The sequence below is a fragment of the Methanosarcina sp. WWM596 genome, from assembly GCF_000969965.1.
Taxonomy (GTDB): Archaea; Halobacteriota; Methanosarcinia; order Methanosarcinales; family Methanosarcinaceae; genus Methanosarcina.
Window position 1 is genome coordinate 3,735,638 of the sequence record NZ_CP009503.1, and the last position, 24,616, is coordinate 3,760,253.

At 43.9% G+C, this 24,616-nt stretch carries 27 protein-coding genes; 22 read left to right on the top strand and 5 right to left on the bottom strand.

The window, feature by feature from the left end; genetic code table 11:
- Positions 1-272: 272 nt before the first annotated feature.
- The 14 genes from MSWHS_RS16395 (at position 273) to MSWHS_RS16455 (ending at position 12,307) form a co-directional block, all read left to right on the top strand.
- Positions 273-863, top strand: coding sequence for a 50S ribosomal protein L15e (locus tag MSWHS_RS16395; RefSeq protein ID WP_048128420.1), 591 nt, complete (start codon positions 273-275; stop codon positions 861-863).
- Entirely contained in the window at positions 860-1,303 is a 444-nt protein-coding gene (locus MSWHS_RS16400) for an RNA-binding protein (RefSeq protein ID WP_082088109.1), read from the top strand. Before MSWHS_RS16395 ends, MSWHS_RS16400 begins: the two co-directional genes overlap by 4 nt.
- Complete coding sequence (gene rnp3 / locus MSWHS_RS16405) at positions 1,296-2,015, top strand: ribonuclease P protein component 3 (protein ID WP_048128414.1); 720 nt, start codon at positions 1,296-1,298, stop codon at positions 2,013-2,015. The genes MSWHS_RS16400 and rnp3 overlap by 8 nt, the downstream gene beginning before the upstream one ends.
- Entirely contained in the window at positions 2,012-2,410 is a 399-nt protein-coding gene (locus MSWHS_RS16410) for an Rpp14/Pop5 family protein (protein WP_048128412.1), read from the top strand. Before rnp3 ends, MSWHS_RS16410 begins: the two co-directional genes overlap by 4 nt.
- Before the next feature lie 948 nt (positions 2,411-3,358).
- Complete coding sequence (psmA, locus tag MSWHS_RS16415) at positions 3,359-4,108, top strand: archaeal proteasome endopeptidase complex subunit alpha (protein WP_048128409.1); 750 nt, start codon at positions 3,359-3,361, stop codon at positions 4,106-4,108.
- A gap of 78 nt (positions 4,109-4,186) precedes the next feature.
- Positions 4,187-4,879 (top strand): ribosome assembly factor SBDS, encoded by a 693-nt coding sequence (locus MSWHS_RS16420; protein ID WP_048128406.1) that lies wholly within the window; start codon positions 4,187-4,189, stop codon positions 4,877-4,879.
- An 11-nt stretch (positions 4,880-4,890) separates the two neighbouring features.
- Positions 4,891-5,673, top strand: coding sequence for an exosome complex RNA-binding protein Rrp4 (rrp4, locus tag MSWHS_RS16425; RefSeq protein ID WP_048128404.1), 783 nt, complete (start codon positions 4,891-4,893; stop codon positions 5,671-5,673).
- Between the two features lie 77 nt (positions 5,674-5,750).
- Entirely contained in the window at positions 5,751-7,415 is a 1,665-nt protein-coding gene (rrp41, locus tag MSWHS_RS16430; RefSeq protein ID WP_048159433.1) for an exosome complex exonuclease Rrp41, read from the top strand.
- Positions 7,399-8,202 carry an exosome complex protein Rrp42 gene (rrp42, locus tag MSWHS_RS16435; protein ID WP_048128398.1) on the top strand — a complete coding sequence of 268 codons (804 nt, stop codon included), beginning with the start codon at positions 7,399-7,401 and terminating at the stop codon, positions 8,200-8,202. The genes rrp41 and rrp42 overlap by 17 nt, the downstream gene beginning before the upstream one ends.
- A gap of 159 nt (positions 8,203-8,361) precedes the next feature.
- Positions 8,362-8,646 carry a 50S ribosomal protein L37ae gene (locus tag MSWHS_RS16440; RefSeq protein ID WP_048128397.1) on the top strand — a complete coding sequence of 95 codons (285 nt, stop codon included), beginning with the start codon at positions 8,362-8,364 and terminating at the stop codon, positions 8,644-8,646.
- 29 nt (positions 8,647-8,675) lie between these two features.
- Positions 8,676-8,813 (top strand): DNA-directed RNA polymerase subunit P, encoded by a 138-nt coding sequence (locus tag MSWHS_RS19705; protein ID WP_011021777.1) that lies wholly within the window; start codon positions 8,676-8,678, stop codon positions 8,811-8,813.
- A gap of 5 nt (positions 8,814-8,818) precedes the next feature.
- On the top strand, positions 8,819-9,292 hold the full coding sequence (locus MSWHS_RS16445; protein ID WP_048128395.1) for an rRNA maturation protein: 474 nt from the start codon (positions 8,819-8,821) through the stop codon (positions 9,290-9,292).
- A gap of 179 nt (positions 9,293-9,471) precedes the next feature.
- On the top strand, positions 9,472-9,714 hold the full coding sequence (locus MSWHS_RS16450; RefSeq protein WP_048128392.1) for a KEOPS complex subunit Pcc1: 243 nt from the start codon (positions 9,472-9,474) through the stop codon (positions 9,712-9,714).
- A gap of 400 nt (positions 9,715-10,114) precedes the next feature.
- Complete coding sequence (locus MSWHS_RS16455; RefSeq protein ID WP_048128390.1) at positions 10,115-12,307, top strand: CHASE4 domain-containing protein; 2,193 nt, start codon at positions 10,115-10,117, stop codon at positions 12,305-12,307.
- 321 nt (positions 12,308-12,628) lie between these two features.
- On the opposite strand, the gene MSWHS_RS21090 is transcribed toward MSWHS_RS16455, so the two are convergent.
- Entirely contained in the window at positions 12,629-12,802 is a 174-nt protein-coding gene (locus MSWHS_RS21090; protein WP_197073966.1) for a hypothetical protein, read from the bottom strand.
- A gap of 416 nt (positions 12,803-13,218) precedes the next feature.
- On the bottom strand, positions 13,219-13,614 hold the full coding sequence (locus MSWHS_RS16460; protein ID WP_048128386.1) for a Mov34/MPN/PAD-1 family protein: 396 nt from the start codon (positions 13,612-13,614) through the stop codon (positions 13,219-13,221).
- Positions 13,615-13,997: 383 nt separating this feature from the next.
- Here MSWHS_RS16460 and MSWHS_RS16465 point away from each other — a divergent pair, with 383 nt between their 5' ends.
- Entirely contained in the window at positions 13,998-15,221 is a 1,224-nt protein-coding gene (locus MSWHS_RS16465) for an NADP-dependent malic enzyme (protein ID WP_231585750.1), read from the top strand.
- 303 nt (positions 15,222-15,524) lie between these two features.
- Here MSWHS_RS16465 and MSWHS_RS16470 read toward each other — a convergent pair whose 3' ends face one another.
- Positions 15,525-15,773 carry a hypothetical protein gene (locus MSWHS_RS16470; RefSeq protein ID WP_048128384.1) on the bottom strand — a complete coding sequence of 83 codons (249 nt, stop codon included), beginning with the start codon at positions 15,771-15,773 and terminating at the stop codon, positions 15,525-15,527.
- Between the two features lie 237 nt (positions 15,774-16,010).
- On the opposite strand from MSWHS_RS16470, the gene MSWHS_RS16475 reads away from it, so the two are divergent.
- The 3 genes from MSWHS_RS16475 to MSWHS_RS16485 all read left to right on the top strand — a co-directional run bounded on the left by MSWHS_RS16475 (position 16,011) and on the right by MSWHS_RS16485 (position 18,051).
- Positions 16,011-16,505, top strand: coding sequence for a trans-aconitate 2-methyltransferase (locus MSWHS_RS16475; RefSeq protein WP_082088108.1), 495 nt, complete (start codon positions 16,011-16,013; stop codon positions 16,503-16,505).
- 76 nt (positions 16,506-16,581) lie between these two features.
- Entirely contained in the window at positions 16,582-17,685 is a 1,104-nt protein-coding gene (locus MSWHS_RS16480) for an RNA-guided endonuclease TnpB family protein (RefSeq protein ID WP_048159677.1), read from the top strand.
- Positions 17,686-17,874: 189 nt separating this feature from the next.
- Positions 17,875-18,051: a hypothetical protein gene (locus MSWHS_RS16485; RefSeq protein WP_197073967.1), complete on the top strand. Its 177-nt coding sequence runs from the start codon at positions 17,875-17,877 to the stop codon at positions 18,049-18,051.
- Between the two features lie 127 nt (positions 18,052-18,178).
- Here MSWHS_RS16485 and MSWHS_RS16490 read toward each other — a convergent pair whose 3' ends face one another.
- Positions 18,179-18,703, bottom strand: coding sequence for a YIP1 family protein (locus tag MSWHS_RS16490; RefSeq protein WP_048128382.1), 525 nt, complete (start codon positions 18,701-18,703; stop codon positions 18,179-18,181).
- A gap of 284 nt (positions 18,704-18,987) precedes the next feature.
- On the opposite strand from MSWHS_RS16490, the gene MSWHS_RS22480 reads away from it, so the two are divergent.
- From MSWHS_RS22480 to MSWHS_RS16510, 4 genes are all read left to right on the top strand, one after another.
- On the top strand, positions 18,988-19,182 hold the full coding sequence (locus MSWHS_RS22480; protein WP_369798994.1) for a Fic family protein: 195 nt from the start codon (positions 18,988-18,990) through the stop codon (positions 19,180-19,182).
- 302 nt (positions 19,183-19,484) lie between these two features.
- Positions 19,485-21,344: an indolepyruvate ferredoxin oxidoreductase subunit alpha gene (gene iorA / locus MSWHS_RS16500; RefSeq protein ID WP_048128378.1), complete on the top strand. Its 1,860-nt coding sequence runs from the start codon at positions 19,485-19,487 to the stop codon at positions 21,342-21,344.
- Between the two features lie 11 nt (positions 21,345-21,355).
- Complete coding sequence (locus MSWHS_RS16505; RefSeq protein ID WP_048130413.1) at positions 21,356-21,988, top strand: indolepyruvate oxidoreductase subunit beta; 633 nt, start codon at positions 21,356-21,358, stop codon at positions 21,986-21,988.
- The gene (locus tag MSWHS_RS16510; RefSeq protein ID WP_048128376.1) at positions 21,981-23,288 is read left to right on the top strand and encodes a phenylacetate--CoA ligase family protein; all 1,308 of its coding nucleotides are present in this window, start codon (positions 21,981-21,983) and stop codon (positions 23,286-23,288) included. Before MSWHS_RS16505 ends, MSWHS_RS16510 begins: the two co-directional genes overlap by 8 nt.
- A gap of 129 nt (positions 23,289-23,417) precedes the next feature.
- Here MSWHS_RS16510 and MSWHS_RS16515 read toward each other — a convergent pair whose 3' ends face one another.
- Positions 23,418-24,542 carry a mechanosensitive ion channel family protein gene (locus MSWHS_RS16515; RefSeq protein WP_231585492.1) on the bottom strand — a complete coding sequence of 375 codons (1,125 nt, stop codon included), beginning with the start codon at positions 24,540-24,542 and terminating at the stop codon, positions 23,418-23,420.
- Positions 24,543-24,616: the final 74 nt, after the last annotated feature.

Below are 24,616 nucleotides of genomic sequence, written 5' to 3' on the forward strand. Positions count from 1 at the left end.
TTTCGGGATGTCTGATACGAAGAAGTTCTCTTCTGTTTTCCATCCAGCGTCCTGTTCAGTCAGCACAGGTTGGACTGTCTGAATGGCTGAGATTAAGAGAAAAAAACACTGAGGTTCACTCGGGTTTTTTCGGTCATTTACTTTGCAGGCAAAGCTTTAAATCAGATGATTCAGTTGTATCGCATGTTTCATTTTCGGGATTAGATCCCGTTGGAATGTGGTCCTGCAGGCAGGGCTGAACCGTGAAACATAAGTGAAACTTGGTGTTTAAATTGGTAAAATCTTTTTATGGATACATACGTGATGCATGGAAAAACCCTGATGAGACTTACGTGAACGAGCTCCGCTGGGAGCGCTTGCAGGTCTGGAGAAAGCAGGGTTCTGTGACCAGAATTGAAAGGCCCACAAGAATCGACAGGGCACGCTCCCTTGGATACAAAGCCAAGCAGGGCATTATCGTTGTTAGAGTGAATGTGCGTCGCGGAGGTCTTGGTAAAGTAAGGCCCAACCGTGGAAGAAGAACCCAGAAACTGGGGACGAATAAGCTCTCAGGTGGAATAAGCATCCAGAGGATTGCTGAAGCCCGTGCAGACCGAAAATACCCGAACCTTGAAGTCCTGAACTCCTACTGGGTAGGGGAAGATGGAAAGCACAAGTGGTTTGAAGTCATCCTTGTAGACCCGCACCACCCTGTAATAAAGAGCGACAAGAACCTTAACTGGGTCTGCGACTCGTCCGTCAGGGGCAGAGCTACCAGAGGCAAAACAAGCGCTGGTCGGAAGGGCAGAGGCATGGCCACACGCGGCAAGGGAACTGAAAAGACCAGGCCGAGCATCCGTGTACATAAGAGTCGAGGCAAGTGATTCATCACATAACAATGCGTGTGATCGCCCACGCAACCGAAGACGTATCCAGAGTCCGCGAGACTCTGGACTTTTTTTTATCCGGTGTCGGCGTAAAGGAAGGGAGTAAGCTCGTTGAAGAGCTTGAGGCTGAAGGGCACCATGGAAATCCAATTACTATCCTTAGCGTACAGCTTAAAAGGAAGGCAGAATGCCTGAACTTTGCCCGCTTTGTCCATGAAAACTTTTCGGAAGAAGATGCGAGAATGCTCAGGAAAGAAATGCCCGAAAGGCTGGACGATGATACGGTTTTTCACCTCCGCTTTGACAAGCAGGCGGCATACCTGCAACAGGTAAAACTGACTAACTCTTCTGACGCTATTATTGCAAAGGTCAAGATCGAAACTTATCCGAAGAACAGGGAGAAAGCCGGAGCCATAGTGGAGGAGTTGTTTGGGTAAACCGAAGTATTATGATTTTTGTGTTCATGCAACTCCGGATGGGAATAATACTGCTCCGGAGCTGGTTTCCCTTGCCCGGCATTTTGGATACAGCGGGATTGCCCTTGCAAACCATTCCGATAAACTCCCTGATAAAAAACCGGTACTACCTTCCATCGGGGGTTTTGAGGTCTTTCGGGGAATTGAGCTTGTGGAAGAAAACCCCTCGAAGTTGCACAGTTTGATCGGAAAATTCAGGAATTCAATGGATGTCCTGATTGTTCACGGAGGGGCCGAAGCGGTCAACAGAGCTGCGCTCGAAAACCACAGGGTGGACATCCTTAACCACCCGGCTTTTGACAGGAGTAGTGGGTTAAACCAGGTGCTGGCAAAGGCAGCTGCAGAAAACGGAGTTGCAATAGGTATCACCCTGAGACCGTTTCTTCATTCCCGGGGTTCAAGGCGCATCCGCCTGCTGTCTGACCTTAAAGCAAACCTTGACCTTGCAAGGAAATATGATGTTTCCCTTGTACTTTGCAGTGATGCTGTGTCCTGCTTTGACCTGCGCTCCCCGATGGAAACCCTTGCTCTTGCTGAGGTTTGCGGGCTTGAAGAAGCTGAAGCTCTTGATGCCATAAGCACTGTTCCTGAAAGAATTATCACAAAGAACCGCCCTGGTCCGGGGTATGTAAGGGAAGGCATTGAAGTGCTTGAGGGAGAGGATTTCTTTTGAAACGCCTGCTTCCTTCGCTCCGCGCTAAAAAGCGCTATCTTGCCTTTGAGCTGATTTCAGAAGAGCCCGCAGGTAGAAATGATATCGTTAAAGAAGTTATTTCCTCTGCTTCCTCACTGCTCGGAGATGTTACAACCAGCGACTGTGACATTAAGGTGCTGGGATTTGAAGACGGAAAAGGAATTATTCAGTGCTCCCATACCAGAGTAAAAGAAACGAGAGCCGCCCTGGCCGTTTTGACCCGGATTAACGGAAAAAGGGCAACTCTTCATGTGCTGGGAGCTTCAGGCACCGTTAAAAGAGCGACGGAAAAGTTTCTACAGGACTACAGTCCCTTTGAACCTGAAATACAGGAAAGAAAAGATTCAGGATATGCCTACCGAAAGGTAAATTAAAATCGGAAAAAGTAAGGGCTGAGATCCGGGTTTTCAGAATTCCAGATTTTATATGTAGTCTGGTTTATATCCGGGCTTATTTATATGAAGTAAGAACCGGATGTCTGCCTTACAGCAGTGACAGAAGTCTGCAAGTATCATTCAGCCAGACTTAAGGGTATCTGCTGAATCTTTCAGGTGGGAACTTTCCGTTGCAATATTCAGTAACCGCCGAATAAGCTGTCTAATATATGCTATAATGAATGGGTATTAGTGTAACAAGATATAATATTGATTGGCAGAACTGATTGACAGAAGAGCAGCTTTGCCCGGACTCCAGGTAGTTTATGCATGAGTGGTATGAGGGTCTGGATTGGAGGCGTCTCTTAATTTCGGGTGTAGAAGGCAATGGAAGGTAAATTATTCCTTACAGGTTCTAAATCCGACTTTAAGCGCTGGAAAAGCCCCCGGCTCTCACAAGCATTATAACTGAGTAAATACAGTTTATTAACGGACATAGTTAACATTGGAATGGACCTTCAGATCCTGCAAAAAAAGTTGATTAGAGTGTGTTAATCCGGGTTATGCCGGAAAACGAGCTTTGCAGGGTAAAAATGCCTTTAACTCCCTGTAACCGGGATATTTTCCGCTGGTTTCATCAGTAAAAAAATTTTATCAGGATTGAAAGTCTCGCGTAAAAGGCTAAAAACTCTAATAAGGAAGAAATACGTTATAGGGAATCAAAAATCGGTTTCCTTACCTAAATGCTGGGTCGGAGACTTTAAGCTCCTGAGCTTTCGGGATATCCGCACAGGTTAAATAGCGTTTACTGACCAAAGCCTTTTTTGGGCATGCGGTGATTTAGTTGACGATTCTGCGGATTTGAAATCCCTTAGGAAAAATGACCGGTTTCTCACCGGGAAAATTGAAACAATATAGAACATAAATTAAGGCAAGGAGATACGGAATATGCAGATGGCACCACAGATGGGTTATGACAGGGCAATTACGGTTTTCAGCCCTGACGGAAGACTTTTCCAGGTAGAGTATGCCCGCGAAGCGGTCAAAAGGGGAACAACAGCCGTAGGAATCAAGGCAGCTGATGGGGTAGTGCTGCTGGTTGACAAGCGAATAACCAGCAGACTTGTGGAAGCCGAATCAATCGAAAAAATATTCCAGATTGATGACCACATAGGAGCCGCAACCTCAGGGCTTGTGGCAGACGCCCGCGCCCTTGTTGACAGGGCTCGCGTAGAAGCCCAGGTAAACAGGGTTTCTTATGACGAACTCATAGGTGTGGAGGTAATCTCTAAGAAAATTTGTGACCACAAGCAGACCTACACCCAGTACGGTGGAGTTCGCCCATACGGAACTGCACTCCTGATTGCCGGCGTGGATGACAAAAGGCCAAGGCTCTTTGAGACCGACCCTAGCGGGGCTCTCCTCGAGTACAAGGCAACAGCCATAGGCGCAGGTAGAAATGCAGTTGTTGAGGTTTTTGAGGCAGATTACAAGGAAGATATGAATATTGAAGCTGCTATCCTCCTCGGGATGGATGCACTCTATAAAGCAGCTGAAGGCAAATTCGATGCCGGAACCCTTGAAGTGGGTGTCGTGTCTCTTCAGGACAAGAAATTCAGAAAACTGGAGCCTGAAGAAGTTGGGAACTACGTTCAGCAGATCCTTGAGAAACACAAGGAAACTGAAAACAAAGAATAAAACCTATAACTATTTAAAGAATGAGTAATCAGAGAAATTCTGAATCTCAAACTTACATCTTAGAGAAGGTATTCGAAAATGGTGTCCTTGGACGAGGCAGTGACTGCCCGGCTTAAAAGAGGCAGCAAACATTTCGAAGTACTGGTCGAGCCCGAAGGGGCTCTGGCCTATAAGCGAGGAGAGGAAATAAACCTCGAAGACATTCTGGCAGTTGAAACTATCTTCGAAGACGCAAACAGAGGGGACCGGGCAGCAGAGTCCGATATAATCAACTCTTTTGAGACAACCGACCCCTTTAAGATTGCTGCCGTGATCCTGAAAAGCGGAGAGCTTCAGCTTACCGCTGATCAGAGAAAACGAATGCTTGAAGAAAAAAAGAAAAAGGTTATCTATACCATTTCCAGAAATGCTATAAACCCTCAGACTAGAGCACCCCACCCTCCCGCAAGAATAGAAAGAGCGATGGAAGAGGCAAGGGTGCACATAGACCCTTTAAAAAGCGTAGATCAGCTGGTAGCTATTACAATGAAAGCCATTCGCCCGCTTATCCCGATACGCTTTGAAGAAATCAATATTGCTGTGAAAATCCCTCCCGAATATGCTCCCAAAGCATACGGAGATATTTCTAAAGCCGGAAGCATTACGAAAGAAGAATGGCAACATGACGGCTCATGGGTTGCAATAGTGCGGATTCCTGCGGGAGTCCAGACTGATTTTTACGCTCTTATAAATCATCTCACGAAGGGAGAGGCTCAGACGAAACTTTTATAAGAGGATGTTGGATGGATAAAAAAATAGTGATCCCTGGTGACCTGTTATCCGAGGAAATGAAAAAAGCCGGATACGGGACGTATATCAAGAACAACAAGATCTATTCTTCGTTTTGTGGTATTGAAAACCTCAAAGAGGATAAAGTTGGAGTGATCCCACTTGCGGGAGCGTATATCCCCTCAGTGAATGATGTGGTGATAGGGATCGTTATTGTGGTTACTCCATCCAACTGGATACTGAATATTGCAGCTCCTTATGATGGTCTGCTCCATGTATCCGAATATCCGAGAAGAGTCGAATCCCGAGATATGCCTGAAATCATGAACGTGGGTGACTCTGCAATCCTCAGGGTAAAAGATGTAGACAGCTCCATGAAAGTCGAGCTTGCCCTGAGGGATCCGAGCCTTCATAAACTCAAAACAGGCCAGATTGTTGAAGTTGAGCCTGTAAAAGTCCCCCGTGTAATAGGACACGGCGGTTCCATGATCTCCATGTTGAAGAAAGAGACAAACTGCAGCATTTTCGTAGGCCAGAATGGCAGAATATGGATCGATGGAAAGGACGAAGATGTAGAACTTTTGAGTAAGGCTATTCGGAAAATCGAACTTGAAGCCCAGCGTACCGGATTGACAGACCGGATCTACAATTTTTTGAAAGATGAACGGATTAAACAGAAAGAGTCCAAACCTATTACGTTTTTTCAAAATGAGAATAAAGGCGCTACTACAGGAAAGGAAGATCATTCCGAAGATATTTACAGGAAGATCGATGTACTGCTGGACTCAAAGAATTGAATTCCGGATAGAGTCAATAGGATTTAGGTAAGCTTCTCTAGAGTATTTTGGTTTAGGAGTTGTTTGGAGATTAAAGTATGAGTAATAAACCTGAAAACTTAATATTAATCACTGACGATGGGCTGCGCCTTGATGGGAGACGTGCAGATGAAATAAGGCCCATGAAAATTGAGGTCGGCGTACTTTCGCGAGCCGACGGTTCATGTTATCTTGAATGGGGCAGGAATAAGATCCTGGTAGGTGTGTTCGGACCCAGGGAAGTCCATCCCCGCCGCAGCCAGCGCCCAGATTCGGCAGTTGTCCGTTACAAGTATAATATGGCATCATTCTCCGTGGAAGACCGTGCTCGCCCAGGGCCCAGCAGGCGAAGCATCGAAATCTCAAAGGTTTCCAGGGACGCTTTCGAACCTGTGATTATGGCTGAGCTGTTTCCGAAGACAGCAATTGATATTTTCGTGGAAGTGCTCCAGGCCGATGCAGGGACAAGGACAGCAGCTATTAATGCTTCAAGTATAGCTCTTGCAGATGCCGGAATTCCCATGAAGGGTCTTATTACCTCCTGTGCTTTCGGAAAGGTTGAGGGGCAGATTGTACTTGACCTCAATAAGGAGGAGGACAACTACGGAGAGGCTGACTTCCCTGTAGCAATGACCCAGGACGGGGAAATCACTCTTGTCCAGATGGACGGGCATCTTACTCCTGAAGAGATTAAGAAAGGCCTTGAGCTCGTAAAGAAAGGGTGCAAGGAGATCCTTGAGATTCAACAGGCAGTCCTTAGAAAGAAGTTTGAGACCCCTGTTGAGGATACGACGGAAGAAACTGCAGAAACTGAAAAGGAAGTCAAAAAAGAAGAGACCATACCTTCCCCCAAGTCTGCTCCGGAAACAGCAGTGGTTAAAGAGATTGAGGTAAAGGAAGAATTTGGAGCAGAGGCATCAGAAGAACCATCTGCAGATGATGTCCTTTCCAGTGAGGTAATCCCTGATCTCGAAGAAGAGCTCGAGGAAGATATTGAAGAAGAGCTCAAGGAAGATATTGAAGAAGAGCTCGAGGAAGATATTGAAGAAGAGTTCAAGGAAGAGCTCGAGGAAGATATTGAAGAAGAGCTCGAGGAAGATATTGAAGAAGAACCCGAGGAAGATATTGAGGAAGAACCCGAGGAAGATATTGAGGAAGAACTCGAGGAAGATATTGAAGAAGAGCTCGAAGCCGAAGAGGAAGAAGGGGATTTTGAAGACGAAGAGAAAGCCGGAGAAGAGAAATTTGAGGCTGAATCGGAAGAAGATTTAGAGGAAGATTTAGAAGAGGATTTAGAAGAGGATTTAGAAGAAAATTTAGGTGAAGAACTCGAAGAAGAGGAAGTTCTTGAAGAGAAAGCCGAAGTTGAAGCCTCTTTTGAAGGTAGTCCTGAACTCAAAGGATTTGAAGAAATTGAAGCCAGGTTTGAGAAAGAAGCTGCTTCCAGAGAAGCCGAAGAAGAAATGGGTTTCGAGCCTGAAGCTGAGGAATCTATCGAGGAAGATCTCTCCTTTGAAGAAGAAGCCGAAGTTGAGGAAACTGAAGCTGTTTCAGAAGAAACTATTGAATCTGAAACAGATGTCGAACCCGAGAGTGAAACCGGAGAAGTTTCCACTGAAGCGGTAGAGGCAGAAGAAGAGCCTGAAGAAGAAAAATCCGAAGGTCCCTGGAAGGTAGTAAAAGACCCCTCTGAAGCCGATACCAGAGGTGAAAAAAATGAGTGAAATCATAGCCACACTTAAGAAGGACTATATTTACAATCTGATGGTCAAAGGAAAGCGCCAGGACGGGCGCGGGTTTAAAGACTTCAGGGATCTCAAGCTCGAAACAAACATTATTTCCAAAGCTGAAGGTTCTGCAAAGGTTACCCTCGGGAACACCCAGGTTCTTGTAGGTGTGAAGCTTCAGACCGGAACTCCATTCCCAGACTCTCAGGATGAAGGAGTAATTATTACCAACCTTGAGCTTAATCCGATAGCTTCTCCCGAATATGAGCCAGGCCCTCCAAGAGAAGATGCAATCGAAATGGCAAGGGTTGTTGACAGGGGAATCCGGGAATCAGGCGCAATTGATATAAAGAAGCTTTGCATAACGATGGGAGAATCCGTATGGATTGTCTTTATAGATGTCCATATCCTGAACAATGACGGAAATATCATTGATGCATCCTGTCTTGCTGCAATTGCAGCCCTTATGACCACAGTTGTCCCGAACGAACAGCATGGACTGGGTGAGAACGTGCCCCTTGCAATGAAAGAAGAAATGCCCGTTGGCATAACTCTTGCTAAGATCGGTTCAAAACTGATGATTGACCCCTCCCTTGACGAGGAGGCAGTTTGCGAAACAAAACTGACCATAGTTTCCAGTTCGGACGGATCTGTTGCAGGCATGCAGAAAATGGGTTCTGCCCCTCTTACCGAGGCAGAGCTGTTCGAGGCAATAGACCTGGCACTTGAAAAGGCAGCCGAACTCAGGGAACTTTACCTGAAAGGGCTTGCAAAAAGTGAATAAATCAGGCAGGATTAATTAAATATAAATATTAAATGCCAGTATTACGGTCTAAGTGCACATATTAAGGTGATAGAAGAACCCGGGTCTCTGGGCTAACAGTCCATAGATCGGTTAAGGGCTCTATCACTTTGATTACATACATTTCAAGGAGTTATAACGATGGCAAAAAAATTCACTAAGAAAGGAAGAATTTCCAGATCTGCAGGCAGGTTTGGTCCCAGGTATGGGAGAAAAGACCGAAAGCTTGTTGCAGACCTGGAAGAACGCATGCGAGCTCCGCATGTATGCTCTAAATGTGCCCGCCCCACAGTTAAAAGGATTGGAACCGGGATCTGGAAATGCAGCAAGTGCGGACACACCTTCGCTGGTGGGACTTATATCCCATCCACAAGTGTTGGTCAGACCCTGCTGCGCACCATGAAAAACATTGTTGAGGCAAAGTAAACAAACGATTTTTAGGAATGTGAGGTTGTATGGGTTACAAGTGCACTCGATGTAAACAGAAAGTGGAAATTGACTACGAGTACACAGGCATACGGTGCCCGTATTGCGGACACAGGATCCTGGTAAAAGAGCGTCCTACAACCATCAAACGCATCAAGGCCGAGTAAGAAGTATGTTAGTTACTTCTTCTCGCAAACCTTCTGCAAAGACCCGGACGCTTTGCAAACTTCTTTCGCGCTTTATTGCCGGCAGAAGTATTTCCCGCGGTAAGATGGGCATGCAGGAGCTTCTGGAGTTTGCAGAGGGTGGTCCTTTCATAGTCGTAGGAGAGTACCACGGAAACCCCGGGGAACTCGGCTTTTATGACGATACAGGGAAACTTCTTTTTTCTCTAAGGTTTTCGGACTGGTATTCTGAGGAAATCGATTCTTACTGGTTTCCAGATGTTGAACCGGGAATTGCAGGTAAGGGAGAGATTGCGGACGCATTTGAGTCTTTTTTCCATTTTAACAGGGTCGAAAGCGATAAAGTCGATCAGCTCCCCCCCCGTTCCACATTGATGGCGGCAGGAGAAAAAGAGATCGATTTTATGGGCAGTGGGAAGTCCCTTTTTAAGCTGACTGTCAAAGGTTTCAAAAAGTACTGACCGAACACCCTTTTTCAATCCCTTTTTTTAATATCAACTTTATTTATTTCAGGTCCGGATTTAAGAGTTCATTTTCAGGACTGTTGTTTTCAGAATAAACTTTTTAAATGTAAAGTTAGAATCCATATCCAGTTTAAATTTAAGGTTTTTAAATCCAGATTCTTCCCAGGAGGAGTTCTTTGAAACTTTCCGCAGAGTTTACATTTGAAACCGAAACTGCCGAAAAGATCTATCAAGCTGTCCTTCCAGAACTTAATGATAACTTCTCTGAAAGGTCAAGAATAGATTTGTCCCTTGAAGGGGCAAACTGCCTTTTACTTACGGTTAAAGCCGAAGATGCAGTTTCTCTGCGTTCTGCTCTGAACACCTGGTTCAGGCTCATCCAGATCGCCCAGGAAGTCCTTGAAGTCACATCTGAATAACCCCGCAAATCAGCGTTCAGTCAGCCAGAGCATCTTTGGAGGCATATATCCAGACTTACCAGTCATGGGTATAGAAGCGGATAAGGCAGGAATATACCTCAGATATATATGCAACTGCTTTTTATGCCCAGGGTCTTTAAAATAAGTGTGTAAATAAGGAATCCAAAATCTATGATGGCAGGATTGTGAGGGTTTTACCCATGATATATTTAAATTTTTATTAATTCTTATTTAAATTCATATTAAATTTTTATATGTATTTAAAGAGTAAAATTGAAAGAACAAACGTCAAAACTCAATAAAATATTATATTATTTTACCCCCAGTGTTTATATGCTTCACTATCCTTTTTAATGTTAATACCTATTGCTTTTAGCTTGTCTTTATCTTAGTCTGCGGGGTGTCTGGAATAGATATTAGTAAAAAAGTTTTTATAATAACAATTTTAATTTTTTCCGTACTTATCTCTACATTTACGTTTACCTACAATGTTCAGCTTTCTAATTTTTTGGAGCTTGAACAGGCTGATACATTGAAGAATGTAGAAAAGGTACAGAATGTGGTTTCTACCGAACAGAGTTATCTTGATAACATGGTTCAGGACTGGGCCTGTTGGGATGATACTTACCAGTTTATTGAAGATAGAAATCAGGAATACATAAATGTTGACCTTCAGAATCAGACCCTTGCCGGACTTAAAGTAAATGTTATGCTTTTTGTGAATGATACCGGATTCCTTACTTATGCAAAATCGATAGACATTAACACAGGTGAAGAAAAGCCAGTTCCGGAAAAACTTCTTGAACTGGTAGAAAGCGGTGTCCTTTCCACAAAATCAGAAGATGACGATATAAAAGGCTATGTTTTGCTCGATGAAGATCCCATGTACATTTCCTGCCATCCGATCCTTACGACAAAATATGAGGGGCCTGTGAAGGGCACTTTAATTTTCGGGAGGTACTTTGACAGGGGCCTTCTTGATTATTTCAGAGAAAATACCTGCTCTTCAATTTTAATGTATAGGGTAGATAAAGATATGCCTTCCGATTTCCAGGTAAATTTTCAACGTTTTTCCGAATTCACGGAAAGGAATATTGTTGAACCCGTTAGTGAAAATAGAATCGCAGGTTATTTTGAGTTAATGGATGTTTCAGGCCAGTCTGCCCTTATTATGAGAGCTGATTTCCCAAGAGACCTCTATTTGAACGGCAAAAGAACCCTGAATTACATGTATTTTTTCCTTTTGCTAACCGGGCTTGTGACAGGGGTCGGAGTTAAATTTGCACTTGACAATCTCTTTGTTTCAAGACTGGTTGAGATTGACAATTTCGTTACAAAAGTCAGGTCGGAAAAAGACCTTTCCAGAAGATTGGTTCTCAAAGATAATGATGAACTCTATCGTCTGTCAAGAGAAATAAACGGGATGTTAAGTGAAATCCACCTGGCAGAGCAGGGATTAAGGGCACAGGAGCGGGAAAAGAAAGTCCTGCTTGATTCTTTAAACGAGCTGGTTATTTTCGTAAACCCCCAGCTTAACATCGTCTGGGCAAACAAAGCCGCTCTTGAATATATGCAGATGGATCTTGAAAAAGTAAGGGGAATCCACCTTACAGATACTCCGGGTATGGGCGGCTCACTGGTTGAACACCTGCCGCTTGAAGATATCTTTGCATCAGGAAATAAAGTGTCAGGGGAGTTTACTGTAGAGGACGGAAACTCCTGGTTTATCCAGGCTATCCCGGTGACTGACGAATATGGCAGGATTATAGGGGTTATGGAAACCTGCAGTAACATTACTGAAAGAAAAGCAATAGAAAAACTTCTTCGGGAAAAACAAATAGCAGAAATTGCAAACCATACCAAGAGTGAATTCCTGGCAAATATTAGCCATGAACTGAGAACTCCACTTAACTCAATCATAGGTTTCTCAGACCTGCTGCATGAACAGGTTTTTGGAGAGTTGAATGAAAAGCAGTTAAAGTACACAGGCAATATTTCGAGGAGTGGAAAGCACCTTCTGAATCTGATCAATGACATTCTGGACATTTCTAAAATAGAAGCCGGAAAAATGGAGCTTGATTATAAGGAGTTTAAACTTTCCAGTAAACTTGACACGATAAAATATCTCCTGTCTCCAATCGCAGGCCGGAAGAATATTCAAATTGAAATCTATATGGATAGCAAGCTTACCAGCATCCGCGCGGATGAGGCCAGGTTTGTCCAGATTATGTACAACCTCGTCGATAATGCCATAAAGTTCTCCTATGAAAACAGCTCTGTAAAGATAGGGGCAAGAATAAAAGGAGACCTGGTAGAAATTACGGTTAAGGATACCGGAATCGGGATCAAGGCTGAGGACCAGAATAAGCTTTTCAAGTCCTTCAGCCAGGTTGATTCCTTTTCTTCAAAAAAATTCCAGGGAACTGGGCTTGGCCTTTCTTTAGTTAAGCAGATTGTACGCCTGCATGGAGGATATGTCTGGTTCAGGAGCAGTCCTGGAGAGGGGAGCACCTTTGCTTTCACAATTCCGATAAACGGCGTGAAAAGGGATTGTGGCGATACTGTGCCCGAGAAGAAAGAACAAAACAGCTGAAAACTGGATGAAATCGCAGATATCAGTAAGCAGATTAGCAAGCAGATTAGCAAGCAGATATCAGTAAGCAGATTAGCAAGCAGATTAGCAAGCAGATTAGCAAGCAGATATCAACAAATATGATACATAAAGATAAAAAAGGATATATAAAAAGGAAATATTGAATGGGACTTAATTCAAAATCCATTAGAGTCCGGCAAGCAAAAAAAAGATTTTTTGCGCTTTCCGGTATTTTGTCCAGCTGGAGGCTTGATTAATGAATTTTTACACTTTTAACCTCATTTAATAGAGCTTTTTTCATCCCCGATCCGTCATTTATATTTAATACCTTGCCGCTCCGGTTTTTTTCGATTTGGGACCTTTATTTTGCCTGAAAGCCCGCTCCGGGCATTTCTTGGAATCGGTTTTCCCGCGTACTTCAAATCCTAGGCTAAAACATTCGCCCTTTATTTCATCAATAGCCGTATAAAATCTGCAGTCTTGGCATGTAGGCATTAGGATTACTACCTCCAGATACGTGAAGGCCATCTGGTTCTTGAGTTTCAGATGTGTTATTTCCGGGACACAATCTTTGAAGCGGAAGTCGCTCCTCTTTTAATAAAGGTGAAGGATGTATCCCATAAATAATGTGTATATATGAATAAAATGTTTTTGGTAGGCAATAAGGTAGGCAGCAGGTGAGTTTAGAGGAAAATGCTGCTTTTTCAGGAGTTATGATGAAAAAACAGTAAAGGTGTCATTCCGGAGAATAAAGCAGGGATATTAGCTTGATGTAATCAGGGATATTAGCTTGATGTAAGCAGGGATATTAGCTTGATGTAAGCAGGGATATTAGCTTGATGTTGTCCAGGTGTCTATTGGAATAATAACTTCATGTTGCAGGGGGAGCAGCCATATAATTTTTTATCTTCTCAAACCTCCTCGTCCTCTTCGAATTCTACATCAAGGACAGGAAGTTCCCTGACATTTCCTTTCCGGTCATAACAGGTCCAGCTCTCCCTGTTGTATGGGCGTCCCGCTATAATATGGCAGTTTCCGGTTTTTGAAAACAGGCGCAGGTCGGCTTGTGAGGGCCTTCGGTTTGCTCCCGGATGGCTGTGGACCGATCCTGTGGCTTTTACATTCGGCATCATGAAAAGTCTGAGGACTGCATTTGAGTCGCTTGATTCGGTTCCGGGAAGGATAAGCACCTCGGTGATTATTCCGTTTTTCTCCTGTAAAAGCCCGGCAAACTCTTCCGGAGCCATTGATTTGCTGGCTTCGAGGATAAAATCAAGAGTATCCCGGGCAATTCCTTTAATCTGCATACAGAGTAATTCTCCTGAAATGGTATATCTTTTTCTGGAAAGCGGGATATGAATTCCAAGAAATAATCTGGGGAAGAAATAAAGGAAAAAATTCTCTCTTAATTTTTATATTTCTAAACTGCAACCTGAACCTGTGTTTTTTAGTCGAGTTCATTTTACCTCCCCCATTGGGTTTATCTATTATTTCCACAAATTATTATGTAGCATTATATTTCTTACAGGTAGTTTTTCCGGAGTTTTCTCTCTCCGGACACAGGTTTGCTGTAGCACAGGAGGTTTTCGAAATAAGAGACGTTCATCTGGTTTTAGGTTCGGAAAGAGAACTGGGAGAAAATATGGAGAAGGACTCTGAAGGAGCTTCTCAAAAGGACGCCGGTAAGGGTATGAAAAAGGATAGCGACACGCACGCTTCATTATATCAGGAATCGCTTGCAATGCACAGGAGGCTTGGGGGTGTACTTGAAGTTGCAGGCAAGGTCCGCCTCCGTACAATCCACGATCTCAGCGTTGTCTATACGCCCGGAGTTGCCGAGCCGTGCCGGAAAATAAGCGAGAACCCCAGTCTTGTCTACCTTTATACCCTTAAGAAAAATACAGTTGCTGTCGTAACGGACGGGTCAGCAGTGCTCGGGCTTGGAAACATAGGGCCATATGCAGCTCTGCCGGTTATGGAAGGAAAAGCGATTATCTTTAAAGAATTTGCCGGTATAGACGCTTTTCCTATCTGCCTTGACACCCAGGATACCGAAGAAGTGATAAAAGCGGTAAAATACCTGGCTCCGGCTTTCGGGGGCATCAACCTTGAAGATATCAGTGCCCCCCGCTGTTTTGAAATCGAGACTCGGCTTCGGGAAGAGCTCGACCTTCCTGTCATCCACGATGACCAGCACGGGACAGCCATTGTCGTATTTGCCGGGCTTCTGAATGCCCTTAAAGTAGTGAAAAAGGAGCTGGGTGGGTTAAAAATAGTTATCTCAGGGCTCGGGGCTGCAGGGGTTGCAATTCTCAGGTTCCTGGTCCGGGCAGGTGCAGATCCTGCAAAAATTCTTGCCTGTGACAGTAAGGGAATTGTGTACGAGGGGCGAGAAGAAGGCATGAACTATATAAAAGAGGAAATTGCAAAGCTTACAAACCCTGAAAAAATAAGAGGTGGGCTCAAAGAAGCTTTCCCGGGGGCGGATCTTTTTATAGGGGTCTCAGCCGGAGGGATCGTGACCGAAGATATGGTCCGCTCGATGGCAAAAGACGCTATTGTAATGGCAATGGCAAACCCTGTCCCTGAAATCATGCCCGATGCTGCAAAGCAGGCGGGGGCAAGAATTGTTGCTACTGGCAGGTCAGATTTTCCAAACCAGCTCAATAACTGCCTGAGTTTCCCGGGACTTTTCAAAGGGGCTCTTGGCACCTGTGCAAGGAAAATAACGCCTGAAATGGAAATGGCAGCAGCCTATGCCCTTGCAAATGTTGTGACTGTCAACGAGCTTTCCGAAGACCACATCATCCCGGACCCCCTTGAGAAGCATGTAGTGTCTGCGGTTGCAAAAGCCGTTGCTGATGCGTCATTTGAAAGTTGTGCTGCAAGAAAAAACCTTGAAGACAGTATCTGAAAGACTCAGACAGTATCAGAAAGACTCAAACAGTATCTGAAAGACTCAGACAGTATCTGAAAGACTCAGACAGTATCTGAAAGACTCAGACAGTATCTGAAAGACTCAAACAGTATCTGAAAGACTCAGACAGTATCTGAAAGACTCAGACAGTATCTGAAAGACTCAGACAGTATCTGAGATACCAAAATTTCGGTTAAAAAAGCTCTGTTTACATCTCAGAATACTATCTAAGTCCCGGAAAATAACAGTTGAAAATATCAAAACATTCTTAAAGCCAAAAAAGAAAGTGTCAATTGGAATTTATTCGGCTTTGTTTTTTTTAATTTCTTCCAATATTTTCTTTTGTGTCTCTGCAATCTCTTTTAATGTTGCATTGATCTCTGTCAGAATCTCCATCGTGTTTTGTGTGATGATGGTTTCCTGGGTTTCTACCAGGCACTTCTCAGTTTCCTCCATTTCTTCCCTTTGTAATTCCAGCAGAACACCTCCCAACATACCAAATTCACGGCTCTTTTCGTCGTTTACTGTCTCTTCATCTTCAAGATTCATGCTTCTAACATTGCTGCGAGATATAAATAGATTAGTTTTTTAGTTTTATAGGGAATTTATCAAAATGAGCTTTGAGATGTTGAAAACAAATGTCGGATACGGGAAACAGGCCAATAATGAATTAATTATATGCAGAACAAAGGTGTATGCAGTAAAAAGGAAAAATGCAGGACAAGGTATATGCATTAAGAAGGTACAGAAGCCCACTTCCTGGGTGCTAAAACCTGGAGGAAAAAAATGAGCGAAATTCAACGAAAGTTTGATGCTATTTCAAAAAAGTATGATGAACAGAGAAGAAAGTTTATACCCTGCTTCGATGACTTTTATGGAACAGCGGTATCCGTGGCGTCAGTAGATTCTGAAAATCCAGGTATCCTGGATATAGGTGCTGGAACAGGCCTTCTATCGGCATTTCTGATGAAAAGATATCCAGAAGCATCATTTACGCTTATTGATACCTCAGAAAAGATGCTGGATATGGCAAAAGACAGGTTTGGAAATAACTCAAACGTAAAATACATTGCAGCAGACTATTCAAAATATGATTTCACGGAAAAATACGATCTGGTAGTGTCAGCCGTATCTATCCATCACCTGGAAAACGAAGAAAAAAAGGAGCTTTACGAAAAGAGTTACTCCATACTCAAAGAAAAAGGAGTTTTTATCTCCCGAAGCGGGAAGACTCCTTCCTCGGACAATCCGGTTCTACCGGATTGGACAGGTGGGAGATGAGAGCGTCAACTTCCCCACAATCCGAAGATAATAACTTCGTATATCTCTATATAGTTACAAAGTGTATATTATAAAGATGCTTCGAGGTAACAGATACCGAATTTTCCCTAATAAGGTGCAAAAAGCTCTTATGGAAAAACACTTTGGTAGCTGTCGTTTTGTCTATAATAAACTCCTTGAAATCAAATCGTTAATGTATAAAAAATTCAGAATAAGTCTCTCGGAGTTTGACCTTAATAATCACCTTTTAGTTTTGAAAGAAGTGTATCCCTGGTTGAAAGAAGTTAATGCAGGAGCATTGCAACAAGCAAGTAGAAATCTGAATAAAGCTTTTACAAACTTCTTTAATTTTGGATTTGGGTATCCTCAAAAGAAAAAGAAAAAGGATCACCATTTTTCCTTTCAGATTCCTCAACACTATAGTCTTGATACATCTATTTCCAAAGTTTTGTTGCCTAAGTTTGGTTGGATTAAGGTTAAGATGCATAGGGAAATTAGCAAAGGAAGTTTGAAAACTATAACTATATCCAGAACACCAACAGGAAAATACTACATAAGTTTTCTAACAAATGATGGAGAAAAACTTCCAGAAAAACAAGAATTTTCTCATGCTACCTTGATTGGAATAGATGTAGGAGTTACGACTTTTGCTACTCTTTCTACCGGAGAAAAAATTGATAACCCAAAATTTCTGAAAAACTCTCTTGAAAGATTGAAATGTTTGCAAAGAAGAGTTTCTAAGAAAGTTAAAGGTTCAAAAAACCGGAGAAAGGCAGTCTATAAACTTACGAAAATCCACGAAAAAATAAGTAATCAAAGGCATGATTTCCAGCATAAAGTTTCAAATCGGTTAATCAGCGAAAACCAAGCAATAGCCGTTGAAACTCTCAATATTAAAGGATTAAAGAAAAACCACAAATTATCTCAGGTTATCAGTGATTCAGCATGGTATTCTTTCGTACTGAAATTAACGTACAAAGCTGAATGGGTAGGAAAAACTATACTGAAAATAGGCATGTTTGAACCTTCCTCTAAAACCTGTAACGTGTGTGGTTATAAACTTCAAGAATTAAGTTTAGATATTAGAGAGTGGCAATGTCCTGATTGCAAAAATACGCATGATAGAGACATTAATGCCGCTATCAATATTAAGAAAATTGCTGTAGGGACTACAGTTTGAGCCTGTGGACCAGGAAAAAACGGCAACCGCCTAGTATGAAGCAGGAAGCACCTCCCTCAAAAACTTGAGCTATTAAGCGAAAGTTTTAGGGAGGGGTAGTTCACTAACGCCGATTAGGTACATGGGGAAACCCCTTTCATAGAAAACCTGAATAAAACGACCTGGAGACAGCATGTCGAAAGCAGCGGCTTGCCCGAAGAAGAAATACTGGCAGGGTATGAAAGAGTTAAGCTTGATAAGGATACATGCCTGGACAAGCAGCTTGATTGGCTTAAAGAAGCAGGTTTTTGTGATGTTAGCTGTATATATAAGTACTATCAGTTTGCAGTGATTTTTGGGAGAAAAACGGGAAAAAATAATAGTTGAATGGAAACTGCCCTGGAAGTGCAGGAAAATATGCAATCGATTTTGCCCATCCGTGTTTCAGTCCCATCTGTAAAAAGTGGGTTTGGGAACCTGGAGATTCGGAACCACTACCGAATAAATAACAGAATCAGGCAAAGCCGCTTAAAGAAACCAGCGCTACAAAGACAATTACCAGTAAAATGGACAGAAACATAGCCAGAGCAGACCTCTTCAGGCTTACGTCATGTACAAACTTGCCGCCCACAACATAGAGATAGAGCTGGTAAACCCCGAAAATCCCGCCTGCAAGAGGAATCCAGAGGAGGGAGGTCGCAGCAGAGGCATAGAGTACGAACCTTACAGTACCCTCATAAGTTCCCTTTCCCCCAAGCTTTTTTTGAATAATATGGAGGAGTGTTGCGTCGAGAAGGAGAGCAATAACACCTGCTACCGGTGTCATAAGTGCAACTGCAAATACCATCAAAGAACTGAATCCTTTGATATCGTAAGCTCCGGGATTAAAAATCAGGTAAAAAAGTGAGTATATGGCAATGTTGATTACTGCAAAAATGATAGGATCACTGTATCCTCCTGTCTTTGGCATTTCGCTGTAAAAATGAGAGGGGCTTTTTATAACCTCTTTCCAGGTTCCAATGTAATCAAAATTTTTCATGGTAAATAATATTACAAAGTTATATTTATATTTGACCTGCCGGAGTGTAAACATACGTAACGCAAAAAATAAGAATTTCCGGCAAAAAATCGAAATACTCCTTGAAATACTCCTTGAAATACTCCTTGAAATACTCCTTGAAATACTCCTTGAAATACTCCTTTTTTCAATCTTTGAGCATTGGGACCGAAAAGTATGCTCCTATGTTTCTTCTCCTTGACCGGTTAAAACAATGATGGGTAGAAAATATTGATTATTATGACATCTTAGAGCGAGATCTAGCAATTTTTGAGCAAATGCTCTCACATAAAATTAAAGCTGATAATCCGATTTTCTTAAATGCTGAGATATCATTGCAGACAATAGCAGGTCAGCATCCATTTGTTAACGGAAACAAAAGGACCGGAATAGCTACTGTGATAGTTATTTGGAGAAATGTTTGGTTTAATTTAATAATAAGATGTGCCAATCAATTTTGATTTTCGCAATTTATTTTATTCGTTCGGGTAGGTAAAGGTTTTATTGCTCCACAGACTCATAAAACAAAACCTTTATATTCGAATTTTACGTACTTCTTCCCACAACATTGTATATAGATGAACATCATGTTTCTGAAGTGAGAGCAGCGGTAAAATTCCTTAAAATTCTTCTCGAATTCTCAAAATAATTTTACAAAATTCATTGAGTATTCAGGTTCGTTTTCAACCTCATTTTATTTCGCTTGAGGTTGTCAAAATTTATCCAATTCGTTAAAGTATTACCCGATCCGAGATGAGTTTATTTGACTGAAAAAAAACTGTTAATGGGTAATGAATCCATTGCACTTGGAGCGATAGAAGCCGGCGTACAGGTAGTTACCGGGTATCCGGGAACTCCCTCGACCGAAGCTCTGGAGACAATTATCCGGTATGCGGACAGGTGCGGGATTTATACCGAATGGTCGAGCAACGAAAAGGTTGCACTTGAAACGGCTGTGGGGGCGGCTTATTCCGGGGCAAGGGTGCTTGTGACCATGAAGCAGGTAGGGTTAAATGTAGCATCCGATCCCCTTATGAGCCTGACCTACATAGGGGTAACAGGGGCTCTTGTCCTGCTTGTTGCAGATGATCCGGGGCCTCATTCCTCTCAGACCGAGCAGGATACCAGAGCTTTCGGGCATTTTGCAAATATCCCTGTCCTTGACCCTGCAAACCCTCAGGAAGCGTATGAGCTTACGAAGCTGGCTTTTGAGCTTTCGCACGAATTCGAAATTCCGGTCATCCTCAGGACTACCACAAGGGTTTCCCACAGTTGCGGGGATGTGGAACTCGCAATTGCAGAACCTGCCCCGGTTGAAGCTTCCTGTGAAGGCTTTACAAAGGACAGGCGCTGGACGATTTTCCCACGGCTTACTGCCGAGAGGCATCCCTGGCTTGAGGACATGCAGGTGCAGCTTTCCGAGCGCTTTTCAGGGCTTCCGTACAATTCCTTATCGGGAAACGGAAAAATAGGGATTATAGCCTCAGGAGTTTCTGCCCTCTACGTAAAGGAGGCTGTAAAGGGCTTTGAAGAGCTTTTCACCCTCTTCAGGGTTGGGACAGTGTATCCGTTCCCTGAAAAGGCAGCTCTTTCCTTTTTAAAGGGCATCGAAAAACTGATCGTGGTCGAAGAACTTGACCCATACCTCGAGGAACAGGTCCTCCAGCTTACTGGAAGGGCTCACCTGCCTGTTGATATCTATGGAAAAAAGAACGGGTTTTTCCCGGTGAGTGGGGAATATAATGTGGATCTTGTTATTGACGGTATCAACAAAGTGCTTGCAGACCTTGGAGAACCTTCCCACCTTTCCCATGCTTCTCCTGCCGTTTTAAGGGAAGAGCTCCCACCCCTGCCGGTCCGGGCTCCGACCCTCTGTGCGGGCTGCATGCACAGGACCGTTTTTTACGCATTTAAGCAGGCTGCAAAACAGCTTAAAAATGGCTCCCAGGTTGAAACTATCTTTTCCGGGGATATCGGCTGTTATACCCTTGGAAACGCCTTTCCTCTCAACATGGTTGATACCTGCCTCTGTATGGGGGCAGGAATGAGTATTGCCGCCGGGCTTTCCCGCACAAATCCTGAAGTAAAGCAGGTAGCTTTTGTCGGGGATTCGACCTTCTTCCATTCAGGCATCCCTGCTGTGGTAAACGCAGTCTACAATGGAGCCGATGTTACCCTTGCCGTTCTTGACAACCGTACAACTGCCATGACAGGGCACCAGCCCCATCCCGGAATAGGAGTAACTGCCCTTGGAAGTGCCTCAAAAGCCATTGACATTGCCAATGTGGTTCGGAGCTGTGGAGTTGAGTTCGTAAGGACCGTGGAAACAGGTAGCCTGGAAAACTGCGTGGAGGCGGCAAAGGAAGCCATGGAATTTAAAGGGCCTTCGGCAATCGTGTTTAAAGGAAAATGTGTAGGAATTACAAAATCCGGGACAAGACTTACAATTGATCCTGAAATCTGTACAGGCTGCGGGTTCTGCGTAAAGCAGCTCGGATGCCCCGCAATATTCCTCCCTGCAGGAGAAGATAAACCTCTTATCCAGGACAGCTGTAGCGGTTGCGGGCTCTGTGCACAGATCTGTCCTTCAGGAGCCATAAGGGAAGACGGGGTGAAGGAATGAAGGGTGAAGGAATGAAGTATGATATTCTGATTGCAGGCGTCGGAGGGCAGGGTGTTGTGCTTGCTTCCCGCATGTTCGCACTTGCTGCAATGAAAGCCGGGTTCCGGGTGAGCACTGCTGAAACCATAGGCATGTCCCAGAGAGAAGGTTCGGTAAGTAGCCATATAAGGATTGGAGATGAGATTTCGGGTTCCCTTATCCCTACAGGGCATGCAGACTTGATTATAGGGCTTGAACCCGCAGAAACCATAAGAAATCTGCCTTTCCTGAAAAAAGGCGGAAAAATCCTGGTAAACTCTCATGCCATACCCCCTGCATCAAAACCTCCGGGAAGTCCCGAATATGTCCCCGAAGCTTTGCTGGCTTTTCTGGAAGCCCACGTTCCGGGTATACTTTGCCTCGATTTTACACAGCTTGCAGAAGAAGCAGGCACGTACCGGGCTGCGAACGTTGCAATGCTGGGAGCGGCTGCAGGCACGGATATGTTGCCTTTTTCAAAAGAAATTATTCTGGCAGTACTTGAAACCGAAATTCCTGAAAAACACAGGGCTGTAAACAGGGCTGTGTTTGAAGGTGCGATCAAAAAAATTAAGCTAAGCTCCGGGCACCCGGACCAGGAACAGAAGGTGAAATCAAATGTATGAAGCATCTTTGGAATCTGAGCTCGATCCGGATGTCCAGCTCTACCATCCCAAACTCTCGGAAGATGATACCCTTGCAAAACTGAAGAACCTGCTTAAACGCGTGGTTGAAGGTAGCTCCTTTTACCAGAAGAAGTTCAGGGAAGCAAACGTTGATATCGAAAAAATCCGGTCACTTGAAGACCTGAAACTCCTGCCTTTCACACACAAAGAGGAACTTAGGGACGCCTATCCCCTCGGGCTGCAGGCAGTGCCGGATTCCGCAATCGTAAGAATCCATTCGTCCTCCGGGACAACCGGCAAACCTGTCATTATCCCCTATACCCGCAAAGATGTTGATGTCTGGGCCGAGCAGATGATGCGCTGCTACATGCTGGCGGGCCTTACCAACCAGGACAGGATCCAGATAACGCCCGGATACGGGCTCTGGACTGCAGGAATAGGGTTCCAGCTCGGAGCCGAGCGCCTTGGAGCAATGGCAATCCCCACAGGCCCCGGAAACACCGAAAAACAGCTTGAAATGCTTACTGACCTCAAGACCACAGCCCTTGCAAGCACCTCTTCATATGCACTTTTGCTTGCCGAAGAGATCGAAAAGCGCGGCTTGAAGGACCGGATCAATCTCCGGGTAGGAATTATCGGTTCAGAGCGCTGGAGCGAAAAGATGCGCAGCAGGATCGAAACCGAACTCGGGATCGAGACTTTTGACATCTACGGGCTGACCGAAATCTACGGGCCCGGAATTGCCCTTGACTGCTCCTACCACGAAGGGATGCATTACTGGTCTGACCACCTGCTTTTTGAAATCATCGACCCAATTACCGGTGAGCAGCTGCCTGATGGCACTCTCGGAGAGCTTGTAATAACCACCCTCACAAAGGAAGGAGCTCCTCTGATTCGCTACAGGACAAGAGACCTGACCCGAATAATTCCAGGGCACTGCAAATGCGGCTGCCCCTTCCCGAGAATTGACAGGATCCTCGGGAGGTCTGACGACCGCATAAAATTCAAGGCCGTAAATATCTACCCGGGCCAGATAGAGGATATTACCCACAGGGTCCCCGGAGTAAGCAGTGAATACCAGATCCTCCTTACCCGCAAAGACGGCAGGGACAGTATGCTCTTCAGAGTAGAAATCGAAGAAGCTGAAGACCTCTCAAAGAAAGAAAAAACCAAAAAAGCCCTGGGAAAAGCCTTCAAGGATTTTATAGGGGTTACCGTGGATATTGAAGGTGTAAAAATAGGGGAACTTCCAAGAAGCATGAAAAAGACAAAAAGAGTAATCGATGAAAGGGAGCTTTAAAACCCTTTCATCATTTAAGCTTCCTTTCGTTACCTGTTTTATTATCCTGTTTTATTACCCTGTTTTATTATCCTGTTTTATTACCCTGTTTTATTATCCTGTTTTATTACCCTGTTTTATTACCCTGTTTTATTGATCTGTTTCATCATCAATATCGGTTAGCCTTCTTCTTGGAGCATATTCCGTTTTACTCCTGTCTGCAGCGGATTTTCCAGAAGCTTTTTCTTTCTCGATATCGTTCTTGTACACAATAGTTCTGTAAGGGAATGGAATTTCAATACCTTCACTGTCAAAGCGCCTTTTAATTGCTTCCATTAATTCACAGCCCGAACTATATGCATCGCCCCTATCCTTAAACCAGACCAGCAGGCGGAGATTTACTGCAAAATCCCCAAGTTCTGTAACGTATACATTAACTTCTCCTCTGTCCCTGAAATCCGGGTCTATAGTATGTAGCACGGACAGGTCCATTAATCCGTTTGCAAAAGTCTCGGGTTTGAGGAAACTTGGCTTTACAATGCTGTGCTCCATGGCCTGGTGAGGCATTACCATTGGATGCTTTCTGGCTTCTTCAATCATGATTTTTTTTGCCAGGCTAATATCAGAGTCATAACTAATTCCGATGTTTATTGGCCAGATAACCGCAGGGTCTTCTATGGTCCAGTTGATAATCGCTTCGTTGCTGATTATCGAGTTGGGAATTATAAGGCGCCTGTTATCCCAGGTTATGATTACCGTATGTCTGAGGTTGAGGTCCGTAACCTTTCCGTATTCGTTCATAATATTCAGCCGGTCTCCAACCCTGAAAGGTTGAAAAAGGGCAAGGGAGATTCCTGCAATAATATTGCTCAGCGTGCTCTGGGCTGCAAAACCGATGACGATGGCAGCAAGCCCTGCCCCAGAAAAGAGAGCTACAGAGAGAGTGTGCAAGCCAGGAATGATGAATATTATAACAACCAGCCCGATAAAGTAGATCGCTGCAACCGTAATGTGCCTGAACATCCGGAAAGCCGTGATATCCATCCGCAGCTTGCTGCTTGCTTTTGTGAAGTAACTTTCCATAAGGTGGTTTACAGTCCTTGCGACAAGTATGGTGCCAATGCCTATGAATATTATAAATATCAGTGTACCGAGGTTACCTGAGAACCAGCTGAATATATCATTTAATAATCTGTCAAAGTTAGAAATGTTTTCTCCAAGAGTCTTATTCGCAGTATCGTTCAGAGTCTCGTTCAAAGTATCCAGGGTTGGCATGCGCTCAACCATTGGCAGGAAGCTTTATATAAATATTGATTTTAAAAACTAAGAAACTAAAGAAGTGCGAAGAA

What these genes read in the sequence shown, in the direction of transcription:
- MSWHS_RS16510 (WP_048128376.1), top strand. Translation starts at nt 21,981, where the DNA reads ATGTATGAAGCATCTTTGGAATCTGAGCTCGATCCGGATGTCCAGCTC.
- MSWHS_RS16440 (WP_048128397.1), top strand. Translation starts at nt 8,362, where the DNA reads ATGGCAAAAAAATTCACTAAGAAAGGAAGAATTTCCAGATCTGCAGGC.
- MSWHS_RS16505 (WP_048130413.1), top strand. Translation starts at nt 21,356, where the DNA reads ATGAAGTATGATATTCTGATTGCAGGCGTCGGAGGGCAGGGTGTTGTG.
- MSWHS_RS16420 (WP_048128406.1), top strand. Translation starts at nt 4,187, where the DNA reads ATGGTGTCCTTGGACGAGGCAGTGACTGCCCGGCTTAAAAGAGGCAGC.
- MSWHS_RS16465 (WP_231585750.1), top strand. Translation starts at nt 13,998, where the DNA reads ATGAAAAAGGATAGCGACACGCACGCTTCATTATATCAGGAATCGCTT.
- MSWHS_RS16490 (WP_048128382.1), bottom strand. Translation starts at nt 18,703, where the DNA reads ATGAAAAATTTTGATTACATTGGAACCTGGAAAGAGGTTATAAAAAGC.
- MSWHS_RS16470 (WP_048128384.1), bottom strand. Translation starts at nt 15,773, where the DNA reads ATGAATCTTGAAGATGAAGAGACAGTAAACGACGAAAAGAGCCGTGAA.
- MSWHS_RS16480 (WP_048159677.1), top strand. Translation starts at nt 16,582, where the DNA reads ATGCTTCGAGGTAACAGATACCGAATTTTCCCTAATAAGGTGCAAAAA.
- rrp4 (WP_048128404.1), top strand. Translation starts at nt 4,891, where the DNA reads ATGGATAAAAAAATAGTGATCCCTGGTGACCTGTTATCCGAGGAAATG.
- MSWHS_RS16475 (WP_082088108.1), top strand. Translation starts at nt 16,011, where the DNA reads ATGAGCGAAATTCAACGAAAGTTTGATGCTATTTCAAAAAAGTATGAT.
- MSWHS_RS16515 (WP_231585492.1), bottom strand. Translation starts at nt 24,542, where the DNA reads ATGCCAACCCTGGATACTTTGAACGAGACTCTGAACGATACTGCGAAT.
- psmA (WP_048128409.1), top strand. Translation starts at nt 3,359, where the DNA reads ATGCAGATGGCACCACAGATGGGTTATGACAGGGCAATTACGGTTTTC.
- MSWHS_RS19705 (WP_011021777.1), top strand. Translation starts at nt 8,676, where the DNA reads ATGGGTTACAAGTGCACTCGATGTAAACAGAAAGTGGAAATTGACTAC.
- MSWHS_RS16445 (WP_048128395.1), top strand. Translation starts at nt 8,819, where the DNA reads ATGTTAGTTACTTCTTCTCGCAAACCTTCTGCAAAGACCCGGACGCTT.
- MSWHS_RS16460 (WP_048128386.1), bottom strand. Translation starts at nt 13,614, where the DNA reads ATGCAGATTAAAGGAATTGCCCGGGATACTCTTGATTTTATCCTCGAA.
- rrp41 (WP_048159433.1), top strand. Translation starts at nt 5,751, where the DNA reads ATGAGTAATAAACCTGAAAACTTAATATTAATCACTGACGATGGGCTG.
- MSWHS_RS21090 (WP_197073966.1), bottom strand. Translation starts at nt 12,802, where the DNA reads ATGCCTACATGCCAAGACTGCAGATTTTATACGGCTATTGATGAAATA.